General features: G+C 63.8%; 18 protein-coding genes and 2 pseudogenes. 10 read left to right on the top strand and 10 right to left on the bottom strand.

The window, feature by feature from the left end; genetic code table 11:
- Positions 1 to 7 precede the first annotated feature (7 nt).
- Together ACEN9H_RS19470 and ACEN9H_RS19465 are read left to right on the top strand one after the other, a co-directional pair.
- The gene (locus ACEN9H_RS19470) at positions 8 to 811 is read left to right on the top strand and encodes a hypothetical protein (protein ID WP_413671748.1); all 804 of its coding nucleotides are present in this window, start codon (positions 8 to 10) and stop codon (positions 809 to 811) included.
- A complete protein-coding gene (locus tag ACEN9H_RS19465; RefSeq protein ID WP_413671747.1) occupies positions 760 to 1,149 on the top strand; it encodes a hypothetical protein in 390 nt (129 codons plus the stop codon). Before ACEN9H_RS19470 ends, ACEN9H_RS19465 begins: the two co-directional genes overlap by 52 nt.
- Here the strand turns inward: ACEN9H_RS19465 and ACEN9H_RS19460 are convergent, their stop codons facing one another.
- Positions 1,150 to 1,782 carry a DUF5710 domain-containing protein gene (locus ACEN9H_RS19460; RefSeq protein WP_413671746.1) on the bottom strand — a complete coding sequence of 211 codons (633 nt, stop codon included), beginning with the start codon at positions 1,780 to 1,782 and terminating at the stop codon, positions 1,150 to 1,152.
- A gap of 99 nt (positions 1,783 to 1,881) precedes the next feature.
- Between ACEN9H_RS19460 and ACEN9H_RS19455 the strand changes: the two are divergent.
- Together ACEN9H_RS19455 and ACEN9H_RS19450 are read left to right on the top strand one after the other, a co-directional pair.
- Positions 1,882 to 2,091: pseudogene (locus ACEN9H_RS19455) on the top strand (helix-turn-helix domain-containing protein); the annotation flags it as partial.
- A gap of 10 nt (positions 2,092 to 2,101) precedes the next feature.
- Positions 2,102 to 2,284, top strand: a complete 183-nt coding sequence (locus tag ACEN9H_RS19450; protein ID WP_413675655.1) for a hypothetical protein — start codon at positions 2,102 to 2,104, stop codon at positions 2,282 to 2,284.
- Between the two features lie 160 nt (positions 2,285 to 2,444).
- On the opposite strand, the gene ligK is transcribed toward ACEN9H_RS19450, so the two are convergent.
- Genes ligK through ACEN9H_RS19435 form a run of 3 tightly spaced genes read right to left on the bottom strand, consistent with a single transcriptional unit; the run spans position 2,445 to position 5,311 of the window.
- Positions 2,445 to 3,128 (bottom strand): 4-carboxy-4-hydroxy-2-oxoadipate aldolase/oxaloacetate decarboxylase, encoded by a 684-nt coding sequence (gene ligK / locus ACEN9H_RS19445; protein ID WP_413675607.1) that lies wholly within the window; start codon positions 3,126 to 3,128, stop codon positions 2,445 to 2,447.
- A gap of 16 nt (positions 3,129 to 3,144) precedes the next feature.
- Positions 3,145 to 4,170, bottom strand: coding sequence for an amidohydrolase family protein (locus ACEN9H_RS19440; RefSeq protein WP_413675606.1), 1,026 nt, complete (start codon positions 4,168 to 4,170; stop codon positions 3,145 to 3,147).
- Positions 4,171 to 4,183: 13 nt separating this feature from the next.
- Positions 4,184 to 5,311, bottom strand: a complete 1,128-nt coding sequence (locus ACEN9H_RS19435; protein WP_413671745.1) for a 4-oxalomesaconate tautomerase — start codon at positions 5,309 to 5,311, stop codon at positions 4,184 to 4,186.
- Positions 5,312 to 5,436: 125 nt separating this feature from the next.
- On the opposite strand from ACEN9H_RS19435, the gene ACEN9H_RS19430 reads away from it, so the two are divergent.
- From ACEN9H_RS19430 to ACEN9H_RS19410, 5 genes are all read left to right on the top strand, one after another.
- Complete coding sequence (locus ACEN9H_RS19430; RefSeq protein ID WP_413671744.1) at positions 5,437 to 6,666, top strand: LysR family transcriptional regulator; 1,230 nt, start codon at positions 5,437 to 5,439, stop codon at positions 6,664 to 6,666.
- 157 nt (positions 6,667 to 6,823) lie between these two features.
- Positions 6,824 to 8,158: an MFS transporter gene (locus ACEN9H_RS19425; RefSeq protein ID WP_413671743.1), complete on the top strand. Its 1,335-nt coding sequence runs from the start codon at positions 6,824 to 6,826 to the stop codon at positions 8,156 to 8,158.
- 9 nt (positions 8,159 to 8,167) lie between these two features.
- Entirely contained in the window at positions 8,168 to 9,484 is a 1,317-nt protein-coding gene (locus ACEN9H_RS19420; protein ID WP_413671742.1) for a gallate dioxygenase, read from the top strand.
- Positions 9,485 to 9,608: 124 nt separating this feature from the next.
- Positions 9,609 to 10,691 (top strand): porin, encoded by a 1,083-nt coding sequence (locus ACEN9H_RS19415; protein WP_413671741.1) that lies wholly within the window; start codon positions 9,609 to 9,611, stop codon positions 10,689 to 10,691.
- Positions 10,692 to 10,723: 32 nt separating this feature from the next.
- On the top strand, positions 10,724 to 12,457 hold the full coding sequence (locus tag ACEN9H_RS19410; protein WP_413671740.1) for a tannase/feruloyl esterase family alpha/beta hydrolase: 1,734 nt from the start codon (positions 10,724 to 10,726) through the stop codon (positions 12,455 to 12,457).
- A gap of 558 nt (positions 12,458 to 13,015) precedes the next feature.
- Here the strand turns inward: ACEN9H_RS19410 and ACEN9H_RS19405 are convergent.
- The 5 genes from ACEN9H_RS19405 to ACEN9H_RS19385 all read right to left on the bottom strand — a co-directional run bounded on the left by ACEN9H_RS19405 (position 13,016) and on the right by ACEN9H_RS19385 (position 20,493).
- Entirely contained in the window at positions 13,016 to 14,755 is a 1,740-nt protein-coding gene (locus ACEN9H_RS19405; protein ID WP_413671739.1) for an alpha-L-fucosidase, read from the bottom strand.
- Between the two features lie 357 nt (positions 14,756 to 15,112).
- Positions 15,113 to 17,305, bottom strand: a complete 2,193-nt coding sequence (locus ACEN9H_RS19400) for a beta-glucosidase (protein WP_413671738.1) — start codon at positions 17,303 to 17,305, stop codon at positions 15,113 to 15,115.
- A 21-nt stretch (positions 17,306 to 17,326) separates the two neighbouring features.
- Positions 17,327 to 18,496, bottom strand: coding sequence for an acyltransferase family protein (locus ACEN9H_RS19395; protein ID WP_413671737.1), 1,170 nt, complete (start codon positions 18,494 to 18,496; stop codon positions 17,327 to 17,329).
- A gap of 28 nt (positions 18,497 to 18,524) precedes the next feature.
- The gene (locus tag ACEN9H_RS19390) at positions 18,525 to 19,682 is read right to left on the bottom strand and encodes an MFS transporter (protein WP_413671736.1); all 1,158 of its coding nucleotides are present in this window, start codon (positions 19,680 to 19,682) and stop codon (positions 18,525 to 18,527) included.
- A gap of 37 nt (positions 19,683 to 19,719) precedes the next feature.
- Positions 19,720 to 20,493 carry a DeoR/GlpR family DNA-binding transcription regulator gene (locus ACEN9H_RS19385; protein ID WP_413671735.1) on the bottom strand — a complete coding sequence of 258 codons (774 nt, stop codon included), beginning with the start codon at positions 20,491 to 20,493 and terminating at the stop codon, positions 19,720 to 19,722.
- Between the two features lie 97 nt (positions 20,494 to 20,590).
- On the opposite strand from ACEN9H_RS19385, the pseudogene ACEN9H_RS19380 reads away from it, so the two are divergent.
- A pseudogene (locus tag ACEN9H_RS19380) lies at positions 20,591 to 20,727 on the top strand (sulfite exporter TauE/SafE family protein); the annotation flags it as partial.
- A 201-nt stretch (positions 20,728 to 20,928) separates the two neighbouring features.
- Here ACEN9H_RS19380 and ACEN9H_RS19375 read toward each other — a convergent pair.
- Positions 20,929 to 22,056, bottom strand: coding sequence for a porin (locus ACEN9H_RS19375; protein WP_413671734.1), 1,128 nt, complete (start codon positions 22,054 to 22,056; stop codon positions 20,929 to 20,931).
- Positions 22,057 to 22,067: the final 11 nt, after the last annotated feature.

Raw genomic sequence — 22,067 nt, 5'->3', positions numbered from 1 at the left:
GGGAGTGATGATGAATGACCGTGTAAGTAATCGCATGGCGCAACGGGAGGACGGCGGCGTCCCAGTTCCGGATCGCGGGGGCGGCGCTCGTCGACTGAGGCATGGGAACGAAGAACTAGTCTACATCGGCGACGCTTTCGAACGCAGCCATGTCGAAGCCCTCAACGGGAGGCCCTATCCGGTCGAATGGCGGCGCCAAGGCGCGGAGGAGGCATGGTCTCGGGCGCTTTGTGAAACCCACCTCTGGCGGCGATGGAGTGCGCCTGGGACGTCGTGCGCAGCGATCAGGGACGAGATGCTCTGGCAGTTGGATCGGAATTTTCCTGTGGCTGAACACGATAATCCCGAGAGCCTGCGGAACAGTCAAACCCATATCGCTAACCAGATCAGCGTGAATCTGCTGTACTGCCTGCACAAGGGCACGGTGATCGAAGCGACGCCCGCGCTCGAATCACTGCTCGCGAATTCCGACGTCGACTTGGGTTTGCCGATGAGCATGGTGGCGCCGCCGTTCGCGGCGCAATATTTGCATTTTGGCGAACTGGCGATGCGTCACCTGACGCCGCCGGCTTCCAATATGCCTGGTCATGTATTCGATGGCGCCTGGAGGTTATTCTCATCAGCAAGCGCGGCGATCGCTATAGCGGCCAGGTCACGCTGGCTGGCGAGACCGACCGTGGAGACACGAGCCTGGGCCAGTGGATGGAGTGGGTACTCGGCGCGGCTGACGGTCGGCTTGACGATGACTGCCGCGAAGTCATGCATGCCGTCGTCAGCTACGTGGTCAAACTGTTCCTGTACATGGGCCTGAAAAACGCACGCCGCGTCGAGCGCAACGATCGTGACGACGCGCTTAAACGCGCCAAGGGCCTGGGCGAGAGGAAGCGCGACAGGCTGCTGAAGAGGACGGCGTCTGTCTACAACGCGATTCTGGTCGGCCCGGAGACATTACCCGCGCAGGCCACATCCTGTGGCGGCGGCTCGGCCGTCGCACCGCACTGGCGTCGCGGGCACTTCCGGATGCAGCCGTGCGGGCCGGGCTGGCAAGAGCGCAAGCTGATCTTCGTGGCGCCAGTCTTGATTCACGCAGACCAGTTGCAGGACGAGCCGCCGGCGCCGAAGGCATACTGCGCCGATGCGCGGCTTTGATTATTCAGGCTTATTAAGCAAAAACTGAAGTCTCTCATCAATTTCTTTCTCTAGCTGCATTGCCGTCGCGTTTGATTTGGCCTGCGGCCCAGCCTTCTTCTTTCTAGCGCGGCGCTTGCTCGGAACTCCTGGCTCGTCCGACGGAAATTCTACTACCCGCATAGCCGGAGTCAGAAGAGCGTCGGGCCATGGGAACACGTTTCGATTCATCCCACTCGGTACGTACCATTTCTTGAAATCCCAGTCCCAGCGTGCGCCTCGCCACTTCGCTTCATCTTTTTCTTCGAACGGAACCTCAAGAAAGCGACGTGTTGGATGTGGTTCTAAATCCAGAATTTCCTTCTCCTGTACCGCAAGCTTGGTCTCTTGAGATTGGGGAAGCATAGGTGCAAAGCACTTCGTTGGCGGCTGCAAGCTCCGGTCGAATTTGCAGCGGCGCAGCGCCAAAAGGAACATTTCCTGCCATACCAAATCCCAGTGCTCGGCGTCGAATCTGGATGGTTTTGATTTGGAAGGGATATTGATGATGCCGCAGCGAGCGAGCAGCTGGCCTGGCACGGTCGGATGGAACTCGAAGCAAGTATGCTCTTTGAACAGTGCGACGGCGTCTTGGGAAGTGAAAGTGTTCTGCAACTTTAAACGTTAGTGTCACTTATAGTGCGTCACTTTATGGCGTGGCCCCATAAAGGTCAAACACGTATGCTCGTGACATTGCATTTTGATAATGGCGTTATGGAATACGACTCTCTTCAGTTGTTCGGCCGGCACTTGGCAAAGCTGCGCAAGGCACGCGGCTGGTCGCAGGAGAGGCTTGCGCTGGAGAGCTAGTTAGCCAGATCTTATGTTGGCGGAATTGAACGCGGGCAACGCAACATTGCGCTAGTCAATATTTGCGTGTTGGCGGATACTCTTGGCGTGCCTCCAGCCGAGATGCTCGATTTTCTTGATCCGGATGACCAGTCGAGGCGGTTACGGCCGCCAGCGCCTGAATGCGGACGTCAACCATTTCACGTCGATCGGCGCGGACTATGTCTTGTCCCGGCGCACCACCTTGTATGCGAGCCTGGGCAACAAGCGTGACGCGACGACGGATGCGCGTACGTCATTTGGCGTGGGGCTGGCGCATGCGTTCTAGCATTCGGAACTGCGCAAAAAAAAGCCCGCTCATGAGCGGGCTGAATCTACTTTCTTGAGGAAAATAGAGGAGACACAGTCATTATGCTGCGCTGCGTCAGCAAACGCCAATGACGATCGCTGATGTCAGTTATTCAAAGGCAACATAATTTACTGGCGAATCAATCGATGTATTTGAGACCGGCAGCCGCCAGCGGTTCGCGCATCCTGTACATGTCCAGGCCCAGCACGCCCGACGCCAGCGTCGCGCGCTTCTCTCCCTCGAGCGATTCGCGTTTCTCGGCGACATCGGCGACGCGCCCGGCATCGAGCGCCGGCACGACGACGACGCCGTCGTCATCGGCCACGATCACGTCGCCCGGATTCACGAGCGCGCCGGCGCAGAGCACCGGGATGTTGACGGAGCCGAGCGTCGCCTTGATCGTGCCCTTCGCGCTGATCGCTTTGCTCCAGACCGGAAAACCCATCTCTTTCAACACGCGCACATCGCGCACGCCGGCGTCGATGATGAGCGCTTTCGCGCCGCGTGCCATGAAGCTCGTGGCAAGCAAGTCGCCGAAATAGCCGTCCGTGCATTCGGCCGTGATGGCCGCGACGACGATGTCGCCCGGCTGGATCTGCTCGGCCGCCACGTGCATCATCCAATTGTCGCCCGGGTGCAGCAGCACTGTCACGGCCGTGCCGGACACCTGCTGGTCGGGGAAGATCGGGCGCATGTACGGTTTCAGCAGGCCCACGCGGCCCATGGCTTCGTGCACGGTCGCACTGCCCAGTTTGCCGAGGCGTTCGGCCGCCGCGCGGTCGGCGCGTTCGATGTTGCGTTTGACGATGCCCAGTTGGTTCATCAATGGCGTGGTCATCTTAAAATCCTTTCAGTGTCAGGGCGGCGTCGAGGCGGGCGAAGACACGGCGGGCGTTGCCTTCGAAAATCTGGAAGCGGTCCTCGCCGGAGAGTGCCGCGGCCTCGATGTAGCGCTTCGTGTCGTCGTAGTAATGGCCCGTTTCCGGATCGATGCCGCGCACGGCGCCGATCATCTCGGAGGCGAACAGTACGTTTTTCGTCGGGATGACTTTCGTGAGCAGGTCGATGCCCGGCTGGTGGTACACGCAGGTGTCGAAGTAAATGTTATTCAGCAGGTGATCCTGCAGCAGCGGCTTTTTCATTTCCTGCGCCAGGCCGCGGAAGCGGCCCCAGTGGTAAGGCACCGCACCGCCCCCGTGCGGGATCAGGAATTTCAGGGTCGGGAAATCCTTGAACAAATCGCTCGTCAGGCATTGCATGAACGCGGTCGTGTCGGCGTTCAGGTAATGCGAACCCGTCGTGTGGAAGCACGGGTTGCAGCTCGTCGACACGTGGATCATCGCCGGGATGTCGTACTCGATCATCTTTTCGTAGATCGGATACCAGTGGCGGTCGGACAGCGGCGGAGACGTCCAGTGGCCGCCCGACGGGTCAGGGTTCAGGTTGATGCCGACCATGCCGTATTCCTTCACGCAACGCTCCAGCTCGGGGATGCAGGTACGTGGGTCGGCGCCGGGCGACTGCGGCAGCATGGCCGCGCCGATGAAGTGATCCGGGAACAGTTGCGACACGCGCCAGCACAACTCGTTGCAGATCGCGGCCCACGTGGCGCTCGTCTCGAAGTCGCCGATGTGGTGTGCCATGAAGCTGGCGCGCGGCGAAAAGATCGTCAGGTCGGAGCCGCGTTCGCGCATCAGGCGCAGCTGGTTCGTTTCGATCGACTCGCGCAGCTCGTCGTCGCTGATCTTCAGGTCGGAAACGCGTGGGCCCAGTTCGGGCGTGTTCAGGTTGGCGATCTGCGCGTTGCGCCAGTTTTCCAGCGCTTTCGGCGCCGTCGTGTAGTGGCCATGGCAGTCGATGACCAGGGGCTTGCGCATTTTATTCTCCTCTCCAGATGTCTTGCGATACCAGTACTTCGCCGCGCATGATGGGGCGCGCGGTGCGCAGCAGGGCGGCACGAATCACCTGCTGCGGATTGTCCTTGTCGAGTTCCAGCTCGACGCTGAATTCGCCGGTCGGATGCTCGACCGAGACCGTCTTGACGAGGCCCGCCGGCACGCTGGCGATGCCTGCCGTGACGGAATCTCCCAGCACGCACGCGGTGGCGACGGTGACGGCCGCGAGCACCCCGATCGCCTCGTGGCACACGTGCGGGATAAAACAGCGGGTGGCGATGCTGCCGCCCGCGCGCGGGGCCGCGACGAGGCACATCTTCGGGTAGTTTTTATTCGTCACGTCGCCCAGGCCCATGACCGGGCCGACGGCCAGGCGCAGGGCTTCCAGCTTCGCCTTCAGCATCGTGTTCGCGTTGAGATCGGCCACATCTTCGTAACCGGTCATGCCGAGGTCGGCCGCACGCACGAGCACCATCGGCATGCCGTTGTCGATCAGCGTCGCTTCGATGGTGAACGGTGCGGCGCCGGGCACGTCGATGCGGTCCAGCACGCGTCCGCTGGGCAGCAGCGACGGGCAGACCGATCCGGCCGTGTCGAGGAAATCGATCGTGATCGGCGCCGCGGTTCCCGGCACGCCATCGATGCGCGCTTCTCCCGTGTACTGCAGGCGGCCGCCGGGCGTCTGCACCGTGACGTCGCACTGCATGCCCGTGTTCAGCGTCAGGACACGCGCCGTGGTTGCGCCCTGGCGCACCGGCAGCAGGCCGCGTTCGAGCGCGAAGGGCAGCACGGCAGCGAGCATGTTGCCGCAGTTGGGCGACGTGTCGACGGTGTCCTTGTCCGGTTGCAGTTGGGCGAACAGGAAGTCGAGGTCGACGCCGGGGGTTTCGCTGCGGCGCACGATGCCGACCTTGCTCGTGAGCGGATGCGCACCGCCCAGGCCATCGATCTGGCGCTTGTCGGGCGACCCCATGGCCGCGAGCAGGAAACGGTCGCGCAGGGCCGGATCGGAGGGCAGTTCGGACTCGAGAAAGAAGGGGCCGCGGGATGTCCCGCCGCGCATCAGGATGCAGGGCACGGGCACCAGGTCGGAGCGGTCATGCGTGGTCATGGTGAGGATCCATCTATTCATTGTTATGCCGCCAGTATCTGCGCCGGCCGGGCCGGCATGGTTGCTTTGTGGGGGCGAGTTTGTTCTAATCTGCTTATTGCGAACTCCAGAAAGGGCGGGGCACCATGTCTCTCGTCAGCCTGCGCCATCTCCACGCCTTCAGTGCCGTCGCCGCCGCCGGCGGCATCCGCCGCTCCTCGGAAAGCCTGTTCCGCGCCTCGTCCGCGGTGACCCGCTCCGTGGCCGCGCTGGAAGCAGGATTGAATGTTCGGTTGTTTGAACGGAAAGGTCGCGGCATGCTGCTCACGAGCGCCGGCGAGACGGTCCGGTTGCGTGCCGACCGCATCGAAGCCGAGCTGCACGAGGTGCGTGAAGACGCGCTGCGCATGAGCGGACGCGGTGGCGAGCGGGCGGGCGGCAAGGTGGGCGGCAAGGTGGGAAGCATCGAGGCCCTGCTGAACGAGCGCAGGCTGCAGGCGGCGGCCTTGCTGGCCGAGGCGCACTACATGCCTGGCGTTGCGCGCGCGCTGGGGGCGTCGCAGTCCGCCATCAGCCAGGCGATCACCCACCTAGAGGACATGCTTGGCCAGCCGCTGTTCCTGCGCACCGCGCACGGCATGTTGCCGACCGACGCCGGACGGCGCTGGATCGAACGGTTCGAACGGGTGCTGGCCGAACTACGCCATATCCCGGAGGATATCGCGGCGCTGGCCGGCGTCGTGCGCGGCGTCGTCACGATCGGTGCGCTGCCGCTGGCACGCTCGCAATTCCTGCCGCTCGCGATCGCAGCGGTACAGGCCAAACACCCGCACCTCGTCATCCGTTCGCTCGAAAGTCCTTATGACGAACTGACGGCCGGTTTGTTGAGCGGACGCATCGATTTCATTCTTGGCGCGCTGCGCCCGTCGTCGGGCGTCGCATTCGTCGCGGAAAAACTGTTCGAAGACAAGGTCGCACTGGTGGCGCGCGCGGATCACCCGCTCGCGGGCCAGAAACGGGTCACTGTGCACGACCTCGAGCGCTACCCGTGGGTCCTGTCGCGCGCAGGGACGCCGTTGCGCGAACAGTTTTGTCGCTTCTACGAGGACGCCGGTGTCACGCCGCCGGCGCCCGTGGTGGAGACGGGGGATCTTGCCCTCGTGCGGGGTTTGTTATTGGCGAGCGACATGCTGACGGCGCTCTCCGTGCACCAGCTGTACCACGAAATCCGTACCCGCCAGCTGGTCGAACTGCCTTTCGCGCTGCAGGGCATGGAGCGCGACATCGGCATCACCACGCGGCGCGGGGCGCACCTGTCGCCCGGCGCGCGCGCACTGATCGAGGAATTGCAGAGACTTGGCGCTTCCTGGCGCTGATATGGTCAATAAGCAGATTGCAACGCTGGCGTAGCTGAAAGCAATACATTAAGGCAAGTCAAAACGTACACTGGAAAACTGATGGTGCCGCGATTCTACGGTTGTAGACACGGTCGGCACCGGCAGTCCATAACAGCGTATCTGACCAGGAGACTTAATGAATATGGCACACACCCTCGATGTGCGGGCGCACATCAACGGCCGCAAGATGTCCGGCTACCAGTGGCTCTTGCTTTTCCTTTGCTTCCTCATCATCACCACGGACGGCATCGACGTCGCCATCATGGGCTTCCTCGCGCCGGCCATCACGAAGGAGTGGGGCATCTCGAAAGCGGCGTTCGGCGTGGTGATGAGTGCCGCGCCCATCGGCCTGGCCATCGGCGCGCTGATGATCGGCCCGCTGTCCGACCGCTACGGCCGCAAGCGCCTGCTGATGGTCGCCGTGGCCTGGTTCGGCCTGTTCAGCGTGCTGGCGTCGCAGGCGAACGACGTCGTGTCGCTGTCCGCGCTGCGCTTCCTGACCGGTCTCGGTCTCGGCGCCGCGATGCCCAACACGACGACCCTGCTGTCGGAATACGTGCCGGAGGCGCGCCGCAGCACGCTGCTCGCCATCATGTTCACGGGCTTTAATCTCGGCTCGGCCCTCGTCGGCTTCGGCGCGGCCGCGCTGCTGCCGCAGTACGGCTGGCGCATGGTACTGGTCGTCGGCGGCGCGATCCCGCTCGCCTGCCTGCCGTTCTACATCTTCCTCGTGCCGGAGTCCGTGCGCTTCCTCGTCGTGAATAAATATCCGGCAGCACGCATCGCGGCGACCCTGAAGCGCGTCGTCGGCGGCGAGGTGCCGGCGGGTGCCGCGTTCACGATCAGCGAACAAAAGGTCGAGGGCAAGGCCAAGGTCGGCGCACTGCTGGCACCCGCCTTCCGCGGCATCACGCTGTCGCTGTGGGCCACGTATTTCATGGGCCTGCTGGTCATCTACCTGCTGTCCGGCTGGCTGCCCACGCTCATCAAGGAAGCGGGCCTGCCGATCGAGCGCGCCGCCAATATCACGGCGATGTTCCAGCTCGGCGGTACCGTGGGCGCACTGTTCGTCGGCTGGCTGATGGACCGCTGGACGCCGAACAAGGTCATCGCCGCAACCTACGTGGGCGGCGCCGCCTTCATCCTGACCGTCGCGTCGAGCGGCGTCGAATCGGCTTCCTTCGGTATCCTCGTGCTGTTGGCGGGCTTCTGCATGAGCGGCGCCCAGACGGGCCTGAACGCCTTCGCCCCGCAATGCTATCCGACGGCCGTCCGTGCCACGGGCGTCAGCTGGATGCAGGGCATCGGCCGCTTCGGCAGCATCTTCGGTTCGGCCGCCGGCGGCATCCTGCTGTCGCTGGGCTGGGGCTTCTCGGCGGTAATCGCGATCCTCGCCGTTCCGGCCACGCTCGCGGCGCTGTCCATCGTCTTCACCCGGTTCGCGGCCCGCGCCGTACCGGCAACCGCATAAGGAAATATCATGGCCAGGATCATCGGCGCAATCGCCTCCTCGCACACCCCGACCATCGGCTTCGCCCTGGACGCCAACAAACAGAACGACGCCGTCTGGGCACCGATCTTCAAGGCGTACGAGCCGGTGCGCCAGTGGCTCGACGACAAGAAGCCGGACGTGCTGCTGGTGGTGTACAACGACCACGTGACTTCGTTCTTCTTCGATCACTACTCGGCGTTCGCGCTCGGCATCGGCGACGAATGGCGTCCAGCCGACGAGGGCGGCGGGGCGCGCGACCTGCCGGCCGTGGGCGGCCATGCCGCGCTGGCGCGGCACATCGGCCAGTCGCTCGTCGCGGACGAATTCGACATGTCCTTCTTCCAGGGCAAGCCGCTCGATCACGGCTGCTTCTCGCCGCTGTCGATCATGTGGCCGCAGAAGGCGGAGGGCGGCTGGCCCGGCGCGATCGTGCCGCTGCAATGCGGCGTGCTGCAGTTCCCGGTGCCGTCCGCGCGCCGCTGCTTCAAGCTGGGCCAGGCCCTGCGCCGCGCCATCGAGAGCTATCCAGACGACGACCTGAAGGTGGCCATCGTCGCGACCGGCGGCCTGTCGCACCAGGTGCACGGCGAGCGCTGCGGCTTCAACAACACGTCCTGGGACAACGAGTTCCTCGACCTGTTCGAGAAGGATCCCGAGGTCATCCTGAACATGACGCAGGCCGAGCTGGCCAAGCTGGGCGGCTGGGAAGGCGCCGAGATCATCATGTGGATGATCATGCGCGGCGCGATGCCGGCCCGTATCAACTGCCTGCACCGGGAATACTACCTGCCGTCGATGACGGGCATCGCGGTCGCCGTGTACGAAAGCGATGTCGCCGTCGATCCGGCGCGCCAGGCCCGCGCCAACGCGGAGCACCTGGCGCACATCGGCCACCAGACGGCCGGCGCCGGGGAACTCGAGGGTACGTATCCGTTCACGCTGGAACGCAGCGTGGCGCACTACCGCATCAACCGCTACCTGCACCAGTTGATCCAGCCGGACTTCCGTGCGCGCTTCCTGGCCGATCCGGACGCGACCTACGAGGACGCGGGCCTGACGGCGCAGGAACGCGACCTGATCACGCGGCGCGACTGGCGCGGCATGATCCGGTACGGCGTCATCTTCTTCCTGCTGGAGAAGCTGGGTGCCGTCGTCGGCGTGTCGAACCTGCACATTTATGCCGCCATGCGCGGCGAGTCGCTGGAAGACTTCCAGAAGACCCGCAACACCAAGGCCCTGTATTCGGTCGCCGGCAAGGGCGCCGCCAGTACGGTCGACTGGAACAAGGACGGCGCGAAGTCCTGAGCCACAGGCAGGTCCATTCCCTCTGAACACGAGCAAGGCGGACGCCCCGTGCGTCCCGCCAGGGCGGCGCTCGCCCCTGCGCCGTCACGGACAACATTCATTCACTAAAAACCAAGGAGATTTCATGAAGAAGATGATCGCGATCGCCGCCATCGCGGTGTGCGGTGCCGCCCACGCACAGACCAACGTCACGGTGTACGGCCTGCTGGACACCGCCATCGACTACAACACGAACGCCGACGCGGCGGGCCACAGCCGCACGTGGATGCCGAGCCTGGGCGGCGGCATGTTCCCGTCGCGGATCGGCTTCCGCGGTACCGAAGACCTGGGCGGCGGCCTGAAGGCGATCTTCACGCTGGAGACGGGCATCTACACGGACAGCGGCACGACCGGCCAGGGCAACCGCCTGTTCGGCCGCCAGGCGTGGGTGGGCCTGGCCGCCAGCTGGGGCCAGGTCACGCTGGGACGCAACTACAACATGCTGTACAACTCGATGCCGGAAGTGGAGATCATCGGCCCGGCGCAATACGGTCTCGGCTCGCTCGACGCGGGCATCCCGAACGGACGCACCGACAACTCGATTGCCTATAAAGGTACGTTCGGCGCGGTGACGGTCGGCGCGACGTACAGCCTCGGCCGCGACGTGTCGAACGCCGGCGGTCCGGGCGGCACCAATTGCCCAGGCGAGGCGGCGGCCGATGCACAGGCATGCCGCGAGTGGTCGGCCATGCTGCGCTACGACACCCCGACCTGGGGCATCACGAGCGCCTACGACCGCAAGAACGGCGGCACGGGTGCCGCGGCCGGCCTCACGACGAGCAACCTGAAGGACAGCCGCCTGCACCTGGCCGGCTACACGAAGTTCGACGCCTGGCGCCTGGCAGCGGGCGCCGTCGTGCGCGACAACGAAGGTTCCTCGGCCACGCCGCGCAGCAACCTGTATTACTTCGACGGCGCCTACAAACTGTCGCCGGCCGTGACGGTCGACGGCCTGGCCGGCCGCCTGGATTACAAGAACAGCGGCAACGACAGCACCCTTACCATGCTGCGCGCGATCTACGACCTCTCGAAGCGTACGTCGACCTACGTCGCCATCGGCCATGTGAGCAACAGCGGCACGGCGGCGGTCGCGCTGTCCGCCGGCGGCGCCGTCGGCGCCGGCATGGCGCAGAACGGGATCATCACGGGTATCAAGCATTCGTTTTGAACTCTCACCGTTAATAACAGCAAGGAGACATCATGCATCGTTTTTCTCTGCCAGGATCGCTGCTCGGTACGGCCGCGCTGCTGGCCGCCTGCCATGGCGGCAGCAACGTCGCGCCGGACAGCACCGCGCCGGTCGCCACGACGGCGACCGCGCTCGCGGTCGTGAAACCGGTGGTCGATTGCACGCAACTGGCTGCGGTCGACGTGACCGATATCGGCGGTGCGGGCAGCAAGATCACCTCGGCCACGGTCGTCACCACGATGCTCAACGGCAGCAGCGTCAGCATGTGCGCCGTGAAGGGCACGCTGGCGCCGGCGAACACGTTCGAGGTTGCGCTGCCGGTCAGCACGTGGACCCAGCGTTTTGCTGAACTGGGCTGCGGTGGTCTCTGCGGCAGTGTCAGCGACCCGACCCAGCAAAGTTCGTTCAGCTTCAGCTACAAATGCCCGTTGGTGCAGCAGGGCGGCTTCGTGACCGCGGCAACCGACATGGGCCACCAGGGCAACGACGCCGGCTGGACCACGGATCCACAGAAGCAGGCCGATTTCGCCTACCGCGGTCAACACATCACGACCCTCGCCGCGAAAAAGCTGATCAAGGCCTACTATGGCCAGGAGCAGAAGTTCTCGTACTTCGTCGGTTGCTCGGACGGCGGCCGTGAAGCGCTGATGGCCGCGCAGCGCTACCCGAACGACTACAACGGCATCGTCGCCGGCGCCCCCGCCGCGCACTTCGAGGTCCAGAACTCGGTCTTTCACGGCTGGAGCGTGGTGGCCAACAGCACGACAGGTGACAGCACCGGCAATTCGGTCCTCTATCCGGACAAGGTCGCCGTGCTGCACAAGGCCGTGCTGGCCGCCTGCGCCGACACGCCCGATGGCCTGATCTCGGATCCGCGCGCTTGCAACTTCGACCCGGCATCCATCGCTTGCGCGGCCGGTGCGCAGGACACGAGACTATGCCTGACCGAGGCCGAAGTGGTCGCTGCCGGCAGGATCTACGGCGGTCCCGTCGACGCGAAGACGGGGATGCCGATGCAGATCGGCCGCCCGCTGCCGGGTTCGGAAGGCAACTGGGTCGGTGTCGAAGTGCCGAGAACAGGTTCGTCCGGCGCACCCGTTCCCGTGAAGTCCGGTGTGTTCAGCTACAACATCGTGACGGGTGCCTACAACCTGATCTTTTCGGGCATGCCGGCCATGCCGAACATCGACACCTTCGGCTACACCGACGGCGGCTTCTACAGTACGTACCTGCTGGAGAATCATCCGCTCAACGACGCGACGAACCCCGACCTGTCCGCATTCAAGAAGGCTGGAGGCAAGCTGATCCTGTGGCATGGCTGGGCCGACCAGCACATCTCGCCGATGTACACGATCCAATACTACGAAGCAATGCAGAACCAGATGGGGCAAAAGACGGTCGATGAATTTGCGCGGATGTATCTGGTGCCGGGTGTCGGTCACTGCAGCGGCGGCGAAGGTGACGATAGTATCGACCTGGTCTCGAACATCACCGGTTGGGTGGAGCAGGGCACGGCGCCCGGATCCGTCATGACGTACAAACTCGACAGCGCGGGCAGCCAAACGGCCTCGCGCCCCGTATATCCGTACCCGGCTGTGGCCCGGTACACCGGCAGCGGCGACTGGCATGACGGCACCAACTACGTGAGCGATGCGGCACGCTACAACGTGCGTACACCGTCTTGGCCGGGCTCGATCCTCTACGCGCCCTATGCGCCGAAAGTGCAGGGCGTTCCCGCGCCGTAAGCAGCGTTGCCCGGCAGCTTAATATCGCCAGCGCGTCGTGATTCGGTGGAATTGTCGAACCCGGCAATTCCACTTTTTGTTGATGGGCTCTGTTCATAATCTTGCCCCCGTCCGACGACTCCAATTGTTACGTAAGTACACTCAGCTTGCCTGAAACCGCCGCGCTTTTCTAAGTGCCGGAATGAGAAACACTCAACTTTACGGGGTCTCGCCCCCGTGCGATCATCAGTGGCCCTCGTACAGATGGTGTGCATTATTCAAACGGAGCCTGTTCAAGAGCGCGCGGGGGCGCCATCCTGATCGCCAAGCGGCCTTGCATATCAAAACGACGACGGCCGCTCGATGGGAGCTCGTCGTCGGCTGATTTCAACCAGAACGGATCTTGATGACTCCAGGCCAACCCCGCCGGTGCAGGAAGATCGCAAAAAAGTACGGAATCGCTGCCCCCTTGCCATCATCGACAAGCGCTGGCCTTTCAATTTTTGCGGCAGTCAGATACCAATGCCATACGAGCCGATCGTAAAACCGAACGTAATCAGGCCCGGCGGTTCTTTTGGTTTAGCGAATATTGATTGCAACCGCAGTCGCAAACGGCATCTTGTGTGGGGTAACGATGACCAGACCATCGGCGTCCTGGCGCCAGGTAATCGGCGCGCCCTCGTGGCCGACCAGCGACACCGAGGTAACCGGTTTGCCCAGCAGGTTCTCGCGGGATCCGAGCGAGGCAATCTTGAGCGTAGCGCCAGGTGCCGGAACCGTCATGGTGAATGCGTACAGCGAACCATCGCGGCCGACCGTGAAGCGGAAATCGTGGGGGCCGAACTTGAAGTCGGCCTGCTCCCGTCCCAGCTTGCCGGCGGGCAGGGTGCGCAGCTTGCCGTTTTCGCCTTCGCCCAGCCGCACCCAGGCCTTGCTGCCATAAATGCCTTCGCCGTTCACGCGCATCCAGGCGCCGACTTCCTTCAGCATGCGGACGCTGCCCTCGTCCAGCGATCCATCCGGCAGCGGCGAGATGCAGATCGCCACGTTGCCGTCGCGCGCCACCTGTTCGAGCAGGTAACGGATCACGGCGCCCGAATCATAGGTGAACCACGGGGCGTAGTACCAGTCGCCCACGGGCGTTTCCGCGATCCACGCCTCATCGTTCCGGATGCCGGCCGGGATCGAACCTTCTTCCGTGCTGACGGTGCCGTTGAATTTCGGATGGAACTTGACGACGCTGAACGTGTCGACCTTGCCGCGCTTCTTCAGCGTCCGATTGTAGAAATCCGCCATCACGAGTTGGATGGCATCGGACTTCATCCCGGTCCCGGTCCCGTTGCCGCTGAAAGGCTGGTCGCTGGTGCCATCGGTATAGATGAAATCCGGCTCGTATTTTTCCACCACGTCCATCATGCGCAGCGCCCAGCGTGTCGCGTACCACTCGGCATAGGCCGTGTGGCGGCTGAAGATGCCCGCGGGCGGCGGATTCCAGTCCGTGTGCGCCGCTGCCGTCACGCCCTTGTATTCGCGCAGGTCCGGGCCATAGAGCAGGCGCGGATCGAGCCCCTCCCACCATTGACCTTTGCCGTCGGCCAGGGTCAATGCGCCGTCGTACGGCTTGCCCGCGTACGGGCCCGTCGGGTCGCTGCCGAAGGCGGTCTGCCACCACCACCACGTATATTCATGGTGGAACGCCACGCCATAGCGCAGGCTGGACGCCTTGGCCGCGGCCGCCCATTCGCCGAGCAGGTCGCGCTTCGGCCCGAGGCGCACGGAATTCCACGGCTGGTAACGGGAGTCCCACAAATCGAAATTATCGTGGTGCACGCCCTGGATAAGGAGGAAGCGCGCGCCGGCTTCCTTGTACAGCGCCGCCAGTTTGGCCGGGTCGAGCTTGCGCGGGTTCCAGGCCCGCAACACCTCCTTGTAGCCGGACTGCGAGGGATGGCCATAGTCCTTGAGGTGGTTGGTGTAGGCCGTCGTGCCGGGCACGTACATCCTGCGCGCGTACCAGTCGCCGCTCATGCCGACCGCCTGTGGGCCGAAGTGGACCCAGATGCCGAACTTCGCTTCACGCAGCCACGCCGGTGTTCCCGGATACTGTTTCGCGATCGATTCCCAGGTCGGCTTGAACGGGCCTGCAGTCACCGGCAAGTCCAGGTGCACGACGGGAGCAGATTGCGCGTCGCCCATGGCAACGCTGTCGGGGTGCAGCGGGGCCGGCAGGGCCGGCATCGGACCAAGCTCCGGCAGGGCCGCATGCGCAGGGGCGGCGGCGAGCAGGACGACGGCCAGCGCGAGGGTCAGGTGCTTCAAAATCAACGCTCCATTGGAAGAAGGCTGACGTTAATTGTATTGTATATATTCAATACAATCAACGATAACAAAAAATTGGTTCATGCGCCGGTTGCATCGCTAAAGTCAATGCCACATCGGCAGCCAACAAGACGAGGGACAGGCGATCCTTTGCCTTGTCGATCGTATGACCACGCTGAGGCAACAAGGCCAGGCAATCGGACTTCCGCTTACGTGCGAACTCGACCGTTCAGTCATTGGTAGCCGACCCAGCAGCTTGCAGTCGCCGAGCAGCATTTTTACTTCAGAAGTTTGCGCACTTTTGCTTCAGAGCGGGAACGTAACGCACGACGCCGGTGCGCGTCGTTCGCATCCCGATTATTTCGCCCCGGCCGCGAACGCGCGGGCCGGAACCTTCACGGTGACCGCGCTCAAAGGCGCGTCCGCTGCCGTGGCGAGGGTGATCTTGTACTCGCCCGCTGCGATCTTCCACGTATGGCTCCGGCCGTCGAATACGGCCAGGAGACGCGGGTCGATCACGACCGTTGTATCGCGGCTTTCCCCCGCGCGCAGCGCCAGCTTGTCCCAGCCGCCGAGACGCTTCGGCGCTTCCCATCCGCCACCGACCCTGGACACGTATACCTGCGGCACCGCCTTGCCGTCGCGCTTGCCCGTGTTCTCGACGTTGAACGATACGTTCACCGTGCCGTTCGCCGGCGTCGCCTTCAGCTTGCCGTAGCTGAACGTCGTGTACGACAGACCGTGGCCGAACGCGAACAGTGGCGTCAAGCCCTTCTTGTCGAACCACTTGTAGCCGACGGCGGCGCCTTCGACGTTGTAGTCCACCGAGAACCGGGTTCCCTCCGGAAGCCCGAGACCATCGAGTTTCGGACGCGGCAGCTGGGATTCGTCGGCCGGGAACGTGGCCGGCAGGCGGCCGGCCGCATCGACTTCGCCCGTCAGCACGCGGGCGATCGCTTCGCCGCCGTTGGTGCCCGGGTACCACGCTTCGACAACGGCGCCGACGGCGTTCAGCCACGGCATGGTCACGGGCGAGCCGGTTTCGAGGACGACGACGGTTTTCCGGTTGGCCGCAGCCACTGCCGCGATCGTCGCGTCCTGGCCATGCGGCAGTTTGATGTCAGACTGGTCGACCGATTCCGCCGTCCACTGCGTCGCGAAGACGATGGCCAGGTCGCTGCCCGCGGCCAGCGTCGCGGCGGCCGCCGCGTCCTTGCCGTCGTGGTACACGAATTTCGCGTGCAGGCGCGCCGCCAGCGCCTGTAGCGGCGACGAGCGGTGATATACGATCGGTCCCGGGAATTGCGCCGGGCCTTCGTTCGGCACGGGCGAACCGCCTTCGGGATACACCTGCGACGAGCCGCCGCCGGACAGCACGCCCGCATCCGCGTGCCCGCCGATGATGGCGATGGTCTTGTAGCTGTCGACCAGCGGCAGAACGCCGTTGTCGTTCTTCAGCAGGACGATGCCATCCTCTGCCGCCGCCTGCGACGTCTTCGCATGCGCGCTGTAGTCGATGCGTTCCGGCTGGACCTTGGCGGGATCGTCCATGAGGCCATGGGCGTACATTGAACGCAGGATGCGGTGCGCCATGTCGTTCAGGCGGGCCTCGGGCACGTGGCCGTTCTGCACCGATTCCAGCAGCGCGCCGTTAAAGTAAGGCGATTTGTCGAATGGCCAGCCGGATTGCTGGTCGAGGCCGGCGAGCGCAGCCGGAATCGTCGAATGCGTGCCGCCCCAATCCGACATCACATACCCCTTGTAGCCCCAGTCGCCCTTCAGGACTTTGTTGAGCAGGAAGTCGTTCTCGCAGGCGTACGTGCCATGCAGGCGGTTATAGCTGCACATGACGGAACCCGGGTTCCCGCGCTCGATGGCGATCTGGAACCCGAGCAGGTCCGACATGCGACCGGCCGGATCGTCGATCTTCACGTCGGCGATGAAGCGACCGGTTTCCTGGTCGTTGTAGGCGAAATGCTTCAGCGTCGAGATCACGTGGTTCGATTGGATGCCGCGAATCTGAGCGCCGACCATCACGCCGGTCAGCAGCGGGTCCTCGCCTGCGTACTCGAAATTGCGGCCGTTGCGCGGGTCGCGCTGCAGGTCGGCACCACCGGCCAGCATGACGTTGTGGCCGGACAGGTGCGCCTCGTTGCCGATCATCGCGCCGCCGGCAAACCCGGTGTCCGGATTCCAGCTGGCCGCAATGGCGATATTCGCCGGCAGCGCGGTACGCACGCGCGGCGTCTTCGCGGCCGGCTGCGTCGCCACGCCGATGCCTGCGTCGGTGATCTGCTGGGCGGGAATGCCGAGGCGCTCGATACCGTACACGAACCCGGCCGCTCCTTCGATGCCCGGCTCCGGCTTCTTTGTGCCGTTGAAATCCGTCGAAAAATAGCCAAACACCAGTTTGATCTTCTCGTCCGGCGTCAGTGCTGCGACGGCCTGGGTGGCGCGGGCATCGGCATTGTCTGCAGCGTGTGCCTGTGCACACAGCAGGGCCACCGCGGTTGCGATGACGAGTTTCTTCAATTCGTTGGATTTGTTCATTCCGATGCTTTCGATTCGGCGTTATTGGTGGGCAGGTTGCGGGCGCGGTGCCATGCCACCGCCTTTTCGCATGGTCTTCGCGGTCAGCCACTGGCGGACCGGGACGTCATAAAACGTCAGGCAGATCCAGGCCAGCAGTGCGCACAACGCCAAGGTCGCGAGGGCGACCGGCCATCCCTGCGCAACGGTGATCTTGTTGTCCTGGACCCATGCCGTGTACGTGTACACGAAGGGGTAATGGATGATGTAGATCGGATACGAGATCGCGCCGACGAAGCTGCAGATCCTGGCGGACAGCCCCGATTTGACCTCGCCGCTCGCGCCCAGGTAGACGACCAGCGGGAACACGACGATGATGCACAGCGATTCATACAACCCGTTCATCCACAGATCGTGCTCGCCGCCGAAGCGCGGCAACGCGAGCGCGACCAGGATGATGGCGCTGCAGAGCAGGAACGCATGCCTGACGTGTCCCGCCTTCACGACACGCGACAACAGCAGGCCCGCAAAGAACGGGTACAACAGGCGGGTCAGGCCAATCCGGATCTGCGCTGCGTCGAGCGACCAGCCGCCGATGACGTCGCCCGTCGGTCCGGTGACGCAATAGTGGACAAGCGCGGCGCCCGCGACAAACACGCACAGGGACAGCAACAGTTTGGAGAACTTGCGGACGAACAGCGCGTACAGGATGTTGCCGACATATTCGTAGAACAGCGACCAGCCCGGGCCGTCCAGCGGATGCATCTCGCCCCAGCCGCGGATGTCCAGCGAGGCCCCCACCGGGATCAGGGTCATGCCGATCACCATCACGACCAGCAGCAGCCACACGGGCGTCTCGTGGATCTTCGGGAAGATCGGGCTGGACTGGAAATAGAACATGACGGCGCCGATGACCATCGCCACGACGATCATCGGATGCAGGCGGATCAGCCGGCGCTTGAAGAACTCCATCGTCGACATCGTGTTCCAGCGGTCATCGTAGGCATAGCCGATGACGAAGCCGGACAGGACGAAGAAGAAGTCCACCGCCAGGTAGCCGTGGTTGATGATCTGAACGAAGCGGCTGGCCGCATGCGCTTCGAACAGGTGGAACGCGACGACAATCAGGGCCGCGACGCCGCGCAGGCCGTCGAGGATCGGGTAATGGCGTTTTGTATCGGCAAAGCCGGCGGACGAGAGTTCTTTCGCCACTGGGGGCTCCTTGTTATGGTTGATGAAATCAATCGGCACTGGTGCGTATGGTTCGGGGCGCTGCGACCAGGTTCGCGCAGACCGGAACGAGGGCCAGCAATCCCGCCAGCATCCAGAACGCGGTGTGCAACCCGGTCGCCCTGGCGACGAAGCCGATCCCTGCGGGCCCGGCGAGAATGCCCGTGTACGCGGTCGTGCTGATGGCCGCGATGGCCAGGCCGGGCGGCATGGATGTCTGTGCGGACGCGCGCCGGAAGAATACGGGCACGATGTTCGAGCAGCCGACCCCGATCAGCGCGAAGCCGACGAGGGCGAAGGCCGCGCCGGGCGCCGTCAGCAGCGCGACGAAACCCGTGAGTGCGATCATGCCGCCTGCGATCAGAGTATTCCGGTCGCCGAAGCGCGCACTGATCGCATCGCCGGCCAGGCGACACACCGTCATCGCGATGGAAAACACGATGTAGCCCATGCCACCCTGCGCCACTGGGACCATGCCGTTTTCGGTGATGAGCAAGGCGCTCCAGTCCAGCAGCGCGCCCTCGACCAGGAACGTGATCGTAGCCAGGACGGCGATCACGAGGACGGTCCCGCGCGGCAGCGCGAACAGAGGACCGTCTTTCGAGGCATGGCCGTTCAACAGCCGCGGCGCGGCGCCCGCCATGGCCGCGATCATCAGGATGGAACAAAGGAAGGTGCTCGGCACTGTCCCGAGGTGTTTTGACAGCAGGAATGTCATGAACGCGGAACCGGCAAACCCGCCGATGCTGAAGTGCGCGTGAAAGCCCGACATCAAAGGCTTGCCGGCCGCCCGTTCGACGTCGACGGCGTGCAGGTTCATCGCCACGTCCAGCGCGCCGAGTGTCGCGCCGAAGACGACCAGCGCGAGGCCGAGCGTGAACACCGTATCCGACACAGCCAGCAGCGCGAGCGCGAACGCGAATCCGAAACCGCTGCCGAGGATGATCGGCTTGCTGCCGAACCGCGCCGTCAACACGCCCGTCACCACCATCGCCGCGATCGAGCCACAGCCGATGCACAGCAATAACATGCCGAGGATATGGTCGGCGATGCCGAGCTGGTGTTTCACGAATGGCACCAGTGGCGCCCAGCACGAATAACCGAAACCGGCGACGAGAAACAGCAGGCGTGTCGCGAGGCGAGTCGACGAGCGATCAGCGGAAAGCACGTTGGATACTCCTGGAGTGAACAAGTCGGTTAGCGTGTCAGGACAGCGGCGCCGCCTGCAGGATCGATGCGCCGGCCTGCACGAGTGCGTCCACTGCGTCGGCCGGGGCATCGCTCTCGAGGACGAGTTTTCCGATCTCCCCCACCGCGGCGATGCGATGCGGCGCACGCGTGCCAAGCTTCTCCGTCGTTGTCATGATGACCGTGCGCTGTCCCGCGTCCCGCAGTGCGCGCTTGAACATCGCATCGGCAACGTTGAAGGCGCTGACGCCGGTCGCTACGGACACGGCGCACGCGCCGATGAAGCACGTGTCGATGTTCATCTCGGCCAGCCGCGCCATGGCGTTCGCATCGACGCAGCCGCCGACGTGCGGATCGACGAGCCCCCCCAGCATGATCAGCTGCATGTCCTTGCGCTTGACGACTTCCGCAGCAATGGCAATGGAATTGGTGGCGACAGTGAGACGGTAGTCGGCCGGGAGGAATTTGACCAATGCGAGATTGGTGCTGCCGTTGTCCAGGAAGACCAGTTCCCCGGACTCGACCAGCGTTGCCGCCACCCGTGCAAGGGCTTCCTTGCGTTCGCGTGCTTCATCGACACGCGTCGCCATCGGCGTCGATGCCGGCGACACCGGCAATGCGCCACCGTACACGCGGCGGCACAGTCCGTCCGCCGCCAGCGCGCGCAAGTCACGGCGGATTGCGTCTTCGGATACGCCGAATTCAAGGGCCAACGTGGTGGAAACCGCCGGCTGGCCGCGCATCAGTCTGGCGGCGATGGCGTCGCGCCTGGCAAGGGGGATATCACTCATGAACAAATCATATCATGCAAAAACAAATAAAGTAATCGATTTCAAATCGTGCAAAATCGTGCACATCAGTCCAGAGCAATATCCCGCAAAGAGACAAGGAGGATTACTCGGCGTTGGCGAGGACGCATTGCCATCCCCGTGTTGGGATACCTGTACGGGATCGACCGGCATGTGGCTCAAGGCATAGCGCTGGTCATGATCGCACCCAACGTCCTGCCCAGGGCATGGCACTGGTGTTGGTGGTGCCCGGGGCTCTGATTTCGCTCGTCGCCTATGCGCAGGACGGGCACGTGGTGTCGCTTGTGTGCTCGTGATCCTGGATCGTTCAGAATGACTGCCGCATGCCAGCGGACCTGCCGCGTCCGGCCAAGCGCATGCCGGCCGTGACCGCACCAAAGCAGTTGGCCGGGGAGCATTTCCGAACGGGATGCCGACCTAGAAAGCGTGACTGATACCGACGCTGATGCCGCGGCTGCCGGTTCCCGACTCGCTCGCGTTACCGACTGTATAGCCCGCGCCGTTGCGGTTGTCGATGTGGGCGTAGACTGCATACATGCTGGTGCGCTTGGACAGCGTATAGCGGTAGCCGATCGCCACCTGGTGCGCATCCTGGTTGAAGGCTGTCCGGTCATCCTTGCGGATATACGAAGCGAGAAGCGTATGCGGTCCGAGGGGTATCGTCAGGCCGACCAGGGCATCGCGGCTATCGGTCGACGCCACCGGAATCGTGGGTCGGCTGAACGGATTGCTGGTATTGCGCAACACCGAACTGTTCAGGCCACGATTCGCGCCGTACAGCAAGTGCGCCTTGAGGACCCCGAAATCGTAGACCGCCGCCACGACGGCGTTGCGTGCGTTCTCGGTATTTTTCAATGTGGCAGTATCGTTGTTGCGGTTGTGGTAACCGACACGCACCTGCAGCGGCCCTGTCGCGTAGGCGATCGATCCACCGAACTGCCGGCCGGCGGCACTGTCCCCTGCGACTTCGCCAGGCGCGACCGCAAGTTCCGCGGTCAGCCCGGAGACCGTCGGGGACAGGTATTTGATCGTGTTGTCCATCCGGCTGAACGAGTTGCCACTGGTGGCGACGATGTTCTTGCTGTCCGCGACATAGCCGGATCCAAACGGATCGGCGAATGCGACGACGAGATATTCCGGCGTGTATTGGCGACCCACGAGCAATGAACCGAAGCCGCCGCGCAAGCCGACGTATGCCTGCCGCCCGAACAGCAGACCCCCTTGCCCCAATGTCCCGGTGTCGCCCTGGAACCCGCTTTCGAGTACGAACACAGCCGACAAACCGTGTCCGAGGTCTTCGGTGCCCCTGAAGCCAATGCGCGAGCCGACGCTGACGCCGCTCGTCAACTTGGTCACCGAACCGGCGCTACCGCCGCTTTCCCGGACCATCGCCATGTCGATCAAACCATAGGGTGTAATGGCGCTCTGGGCGCTGGCTGCGTGCGTGACGGCGGCCAGGGCGGCGCAGACCAGTCCGGTCAGAAGCGTCTTGTTCCTTGCGCCGGGTGATGACGTTTTTAGTGAAGTGTTATCACGGGTGTTCATGGGGTCTCCTC

The sequence above is a fragment of the Massilia cellulosiltytica genome (assembly GCF_047325105.1).
GTDB lineage: Bacteria > Pseudomonadota > Gammaproteobacteria > Burkholderiales > Burkholderiaceae_D > Telluria > Telluria orientalis.
The sequence above is the reverse complement of the archived record's forward strand: the minus strand, read 5'-3'. Positions and strand labels throughout refer to the sequence as shown.

Coding starts and splice junctions, on each gene's coding strand:
- ACEN9H_RS19470 (WP_413671748.1), top strand. CDS start 8: ATGATGAATGACCGTGTAAGTAATCGCATGGCGCAACGGGAGGACGGC.
- ACEN9H_RS19465 (WP_413671747.1), top strand. CDS start 760: ATGCATGCCGTCGTCAGCTACGTGGTCAAACTGTTCCTGTACATGGGC.
- ACEN9H_RS19450 (WP_413675655.1), top strand. CDS start 2,102: ATGACCAGTCGAGGCGGTTACGGCCGCCAGCGCCTGAATGCGGACGTC.
- ligK (WP_413675607.1), bottom strand. CDS start 3,128: ATGAACCAACTGGGCATCGTCAAACGCAACATCGAACGCGCCGACCGC.
- ACEN9H_RS19435 (WP_413671745.1), bottom strand. CDS start 5,311: ATGACCACGCATGACCGCTCCGACCTGGTGCCCGTGCCCTGCATCCTG.
- ACEN9H_RS19430 (WP_413671744.1), top strand. CDS start 5,437: ATGTCTCTCGTCAGCCTGCGCCATCTCCACGCCTTCAGTGCCGTCGCC.
- ACEN9H_RS19425 (WP_413671743.1), top strand. CDS start 6,824: ATGAATATGGCACACACCCTCGATGTGCGGGCGCACATCAACGGCCGC.
- ACEN9H_RS19420 (WP_413671742.1), top strand. CDS start 8,168: ATGGCCAGGATCATCGGCGCAATCGCCTCCTCGCACACCCCGACCATC.
- ACEN9H_RS19415 (WP_413671741.1), top strand. CDS start 9,609: ATGAAGAAGATGATCGCGATCGCCGCCATCGCGGTGTGCGGTGCCGCC.
- ACEN9H_RS19410 (WP_413671740.1), top strand. CDS start 10,724: ATGCATCGTTTTTCTCTGCCAGGATCGCTGCTCGGTACGGCCGCGCTG.
- ACEN9H_RS19400 (WP_413671738.1), bottom strand. CDS start 17,305: ATGAACAAATCCAACGAATTGAAGAAACTCGTCATCGCAACCGCGGTG.
- ACEN9H_RS19385 (WP_413671735.1), bottom strand. CDS start 20,493: ATGAGTGATATCCCCCTTGCCAGGCGCGACGCCATCGCCGCCAGACTG.
- ACEN9H_RS19375 (WP_413671734.1), bottom strand. CDS start 22,056: ATGAACACCCGTGATAACACTTCACTAAAAACGTCATCACCCGGCGCA.